The organism is Neisseria sp. P0022.S010, from assembly GCF_051956635.1.
Genome location: NZ_JBQCXF010000285.1, coordinates 1 through 3,737 on the forward strand (window position 1 = coordinate 1; position 3,737 = coordinate 3,737).

Consider the following 3,737-nt stretch of genomic DNA (forward strand, 5'->3'; position numbering starts at 1 on the left):
GAAAAAGGCCGTCTGAAAATATTTTTTCAGACGGCCTCATGATTTTACTTTGGCAAAACTTATTTGCCCAAACCTTTCAATACTTCGGCTTTCACGGCCTCTACCGGTTGAGTGCCGTCAACTTTGATGTATTTCGGCGCGTGTTCGCCTTCCAGTTTGCTGTAAAAATCAACCAAAACTTCAGTTTGCTCATGGTAAACGGCAAGGCGTTTTTTCACGGTTTCTTCTTTGTCGTCGTCGCGCTGAATCAAATCTTCGCCGGTTACGTCGTCTTTGCCTTCGACTTTAGGCGGATTGTAAGTAACGTGGTAAGTACGGCCGGAAGCCAAATGCACGCGGCGGCCGCTCATGCGGTCGACAATCACGCTGTCAGGCACATCGATTTCAACCACGGCATCCAAATCCACACCGGCTTCAACCATGGCTTCGGCTTGTGCCAATGTGCGTGGGAATCCGTCAAACAGGAAACCGTTTTTGCAGTCGTCTTGGGCAATGCGCTCTTTAACCATGCCGATGATGATGTCGTCGCGTACCAAACCGCCTTCATCAATGATTTTTTTTGCTTCTAAACCCAGCGGAGTGCCTGCTTTGATGGCGGCACGGAGCATGTCGCCGGTAGAGATTTGGGGAATGCCGAATGCAGCAGTGATGAATTGAGCCTGTGTGCCTTTGCCGGCGCCTGGTGCGCCCAACAATAATACTTTCATGATGAGTCCTTTTGGTTGACGGATTTAATGTTCAGATAATTTTACACGGCTTGTGTTTATCGTTCAAAACTTCAGACGGCCTCTTTCGGGCCGAAATGCTTCCATGCATCGTCGCGCATTTCGATAAACCATGAGTCTTCAGGGAATCGCTCTATCGCGTCTTTCAAAGTAGAAAGCAAGTTTTGCGATAAGGCTTTCGTCAAATATTCTTCCTCATTGGCTTCGGCCGCTTTGTCAGGCTGCTGCGCCAGACCGATTGCACGAGTTTGATGGCCATGAGCCAAGTAGTTGAGCGCAATGATTTTTTGTGCCCAAAGCTGCGGAATATCGGGATTGTCTTGCAGCAATACCGACAAAATCGATACGGCAACGGTCAAGCGTCCGCCGTTCATACGCAAGTCCAACGACTGGTTAGGCGGTAAAGTGCTGAGCATTTCTGCCATGCGGAACCAAAACTCGCCGCTGGCCTGCTCCGGCGCTTCTATTTTCAGCATGTCATAGTTGAATTCTTGCTCGTCTTCTCTTACTAGCTTCGCCACGTCGGCAAGCAATTTTTGTTCTTCACGGCTCAAATGGCGGAAATCATTCATGTCTTTTCCTTTCAGACGGCCTTAAGCTTTAAACGCAACACGCACTCTGTCCAAATCTTCCTGCGTATCCACACCGGCAGCTGGCGCTTCTTGGGTGATTTCAACAGCAATCGGATAACCGTGCCACAGGACGCGCAACTGTTCCAGCGATTCGATGGTTTCCAAAGGAGAAACATCCATTTCCGAATAGCGTTGCAGGAAGCCTGCACGATAGGCATAAATGCCGATGTGGCGTAAAACGGCTGTTTCGGAAGGCAATTCGCGTTTTTCGGCACGCATCACATCGCGCGGATAAGGAATCGGGGCGCGGCTGAAATAAATGGCGTTGCGGTTTTTATCAAGGATGACTTTGACGACATTGGGATTCATAAACTCGTCAAATTCGTGCAATTCGTGGGCGGCGGTCGCCATTTGCACATTGTTTTCAACCAAAACTTCGGCTGTACGGTTGATGAGCTCGGGATCAATTAAAGGCTCGTCGCCTTGTACGTTCACAACAATCATATGCTGCGGCAGTTTCAGCGTATTGGCCACTTCGGCTAGGCGCGTTGTACCGCTTTCGTGTTGATTGGAAGTCATGACCACTTCGACGCCATGCGCCTGACAGGTCGTCTGAATATCGGGATGGTCGGTGGCAACGACGACACGCGCGGCCTTGCTTTTCGCTGCCTGCTCGGCAACGCGTACAACCATCGGTTTACCGTGAATATCGGCCAAAGCCTTTCCCGGCAGACGTGAAGAATCCAGCCGCGCCGGAATCAATACGACAAATTCGGTCATGCTTTGAGTTCCTCTTCGCTCAATGCTCGCGCTTCGTTTTCCAGCATATAGGGAATGCCGTCTTTAATCGGATACGCCAGCTTGGCTTGACGGCTCCACAATTCCTGTTTGTCCTGATGGTATTCGAGTTTGCCTTTGGTCACAGGACAAACGAGGATGTCTAAGAATTTTTTTTCCATGAGGTTACTTTCGGGTTTGATGGTTTTAGCGAAAATCACTTTACTCGTTTTGGCGAAACTTGCTGCGCTCGTTTTCATACGGCCTCAAGCGGCATCATTTTTTCCGTGCCGGTTTGTTAGGCTGTTTGGCGCAGGCTTGGGCAGGATTTTTGCCTTCGCACATGATTTGGCGGATTTCACGTCTCAGGTTTGCGCTTTGGTTGGATTGGGTGTATTTGCCGGCAAGGATGTCCATCATAGGTTTCACCGTTGCCTCAAGATAGCGCGGCGTTTTGTCCATTATCGATTGACCTACCGCCGTGCTGTAAAAGCCAATCAATGCGTTGACTTCTTCCTGCGTATAAACCGTCTTCATGCCGTCTAAAGTCGCTTTACGCAATTGGGCGCGCACTTGCGGCGTATTGATTTCGGCAATTGATTGGTTTGCATACTTTTTCAATACCGCCTCCAACTGCGGACGTTTGTCTTCCGGCGCATCTTTCAAAAATTTCTGTGCATTCGGATCGGAAAGCACAATGCTCTCCATGCTTTGGAAAGACTGGTCTAACAGAGTATCCATCTTCTGTACTTGATACAAACGCTCCAGCGACTCATCGCTAGGTGTAGCGGCAAACGCATTGGCACACAAGGCCAAAGCAGCAAAAGGCAACAATAAAGTTTTTAATTTCATTTTTTCTACCTACTTAATAAATATCAATATTTTTAGACGGCCTGAACATTATTTGGCACATTCCGAAGAATGTTTATTGCCCTTACACAAAATCTCACGCGTTTGAGATTTAAAAGCGGGCGTATATTTCTGGCTTGCGTTGATATAGTTGTTGCTCATTGTCTTTTCAACAATCTCATCATTCAATTTGTCGAAACGTTCTATCTTTTCAAATGCAGACTTACCGGCCCCATGCTCAAATACTTTTACTATGCTATCCACGTCTGCTTGGCTCAGCACATTGTCAATATCTCCGCCATGCTGTCTGAGATGATTGATTTTTTCAAAATACCCTTGACCCGAGGGGAAGAGAAGAAGCTGTTGAGTACATCGACTTCTTCTTGTGTAAATACTTTCTGTACGGCACGCTTTTCTTCATCCAGCCATTGTTTTTTCAACTCTGGGCGGCTCAAATCGTCTTGCATGTTTTTCATATAACGACTGATGACCGCCTTCATCTGCGCTTTTTGAGCTTTGGGCGTCATCGTTAACAAGCGCTCATTGTCCTCTTTATTCACCATCTCCAAAGAACGTTGTACTTTCTCGCTATAATTATTGCTTATCCCTTGAATCTCCAACCATTTCATTGCAGATTCATCACTTGGTTTGGCAGCTAGGCTTTGAGTAGATACAAATAAAGCTGCACAAGCGACCAACAAATATTTTAACTTCATGATTTACTCCTATCGCGTAGTTTGAAGATCATCTTTAAAACATCTGTGAAACATCTATAAGCATTTAGATTGAAACATTCGCGGATACAAACGCCGCC

The 3,737-nt window shown here is 47.2% G+C and carries 7 protein-coding genes; all 7 read right to left on the reverse strand.

The features are described 5' to 3' along the window. Positions 1-59: 59 nt before the first annotated feature. The 7 genes from adk to ACTHUT_RS15430 all read right to left on the reverse strand — a co-directional run bounded on the left by adk (position 60) and on the right by ACTHUT_RS15430 (position 3,639). Complete coding sequence (adk, locus tag ACTHUT_RS15400) at positions 60-707, reverse strand: adenylate kinase (RefSeq protein ID WP_003682888.1); 648 nt, start codon at positions 705-707, stop codon at positions 60-62. Positions 708-778: 71 nt separating this feature from the next. Continuing rightward, positions 779-1,297: a 3-deoxy-manno-octulosonate cytidylyltransferase gene (locus tag ACTHUT_RS15405; protein ID WP_250600127.1), complete on the reverse strand. Its 519-nt coding sequence runs from the start codon at positions 1,295-1,297 to the stop codon at positions 779-781. Positions 1,298-1,318: 21 nt separating this feature from the next. Beyond that, positions 1,319-2,077 (reverse strand): 3-deoxy-manno-octulosonate cytidylyltransferase, encoded by a 759-nt coding sequence (gene kdsB, locus ACTHUT_RS15410; RefSeq protein ID WP_250600125.1) that lies wholly within the window; start codon positions 2,075-2,077, stop codon positions 1,319-1,321. Continuing rightward, entirely contained in the window at positions 2,074-2,256 is a 183-nt protein-coding gene (locus tag ACTHUT_RS15415; RefSeq protein ID WP_003746098.1) for a Trm112 family protein, read from the reverse strand. Before ACTHUT_RS15415 ends, kdsB begins: the two co-directional genes overlap by 4 nt. Before the next feature lie 94 nt (positions 2,257-2,350). Then, positions 2,351-2,926, reverse strand: coding sequence for a DUF2059 domain-containing protein (locus tag ACTHUT_RS15420; RefSeq protein WP_063068195.1), 576 nt, complete (start codon positions 2,924-2,926; stop codon positions 2,351-2,353). Positions 2,927-2,974: 48 nt separating this feature from the next. Then, entirely contained in the window at positions 2,975-3,205 is a 231-nt protein-coding gene (locus ACTHUT_RS15425) for a hypothetical protein (RefSeq protein ID WP_244284981.1), read from the reverse strand. After that, positions 3,199-3,639 carry a hypothetical protein gene (locus tag ACTHUT_RS15430; protein WP_250600123.1) on the reverse strand — a complete coding sequence of 147 codons (441 nt, stop codon included), beginning with the start codon at positions 3,637-3,639 and terminating at the stop codon, positions 3,199-3,201. The genes ACTHUT_RS15425 and ACTHUT_RS15430 overlap by 7 nt, the downstream gene beginning before the upstream one ends. Between the last annotated feature and the right edge of the window lie 98 nt (positions 3,640-3,737).

Bases quoted from the DNA above. Each gene is read 5' to 3' on its own strand.
- adk (WP_003682888.1), bottom strand. From the start codon at position 707: ATGAAAGTATTATTGTTGGGCGCACCAGGCGCCGGCAAAGGCACACAG.
- ACTHUT_RS15405 (WP_250600127.1), bottom strand. From the start codon at position 1,297: ATGAATGATTTCCGCCATTTGAGCCGTGAAGAACAAAAATTGCTTGCC.
- kdsB (WP_250600125.1), bottom strand. From the start codon at position 2,077: ATGACCGAATTTGTCGTATTGATTCCGGCGCGGCTGGATTCTTCACGT.
- ACTHUT_RS15415 (WP_003746098.1), bottom strand. From the start codon at position 2,256: ATGGAAAAAAAATTCTTAGACATCCTCGTTTGTCCTGTGACCAAAGGC.
- ACTHUT_RS15420 (WP_063068195.1), bottom strand. From the start codon at position 2,926: ATGAAATTAAAAACTTTATTGTTGCCTTTTGCTGCTTTGGCCTTGTGT.
- ACTHUT_RS15430 (WP_250600123.1), bottom strand. From the start codon at position 3,639: ATGAAGTTAAAATATTTGTTGGTCGCTTGTGCAGCTTTATTTGTATCT.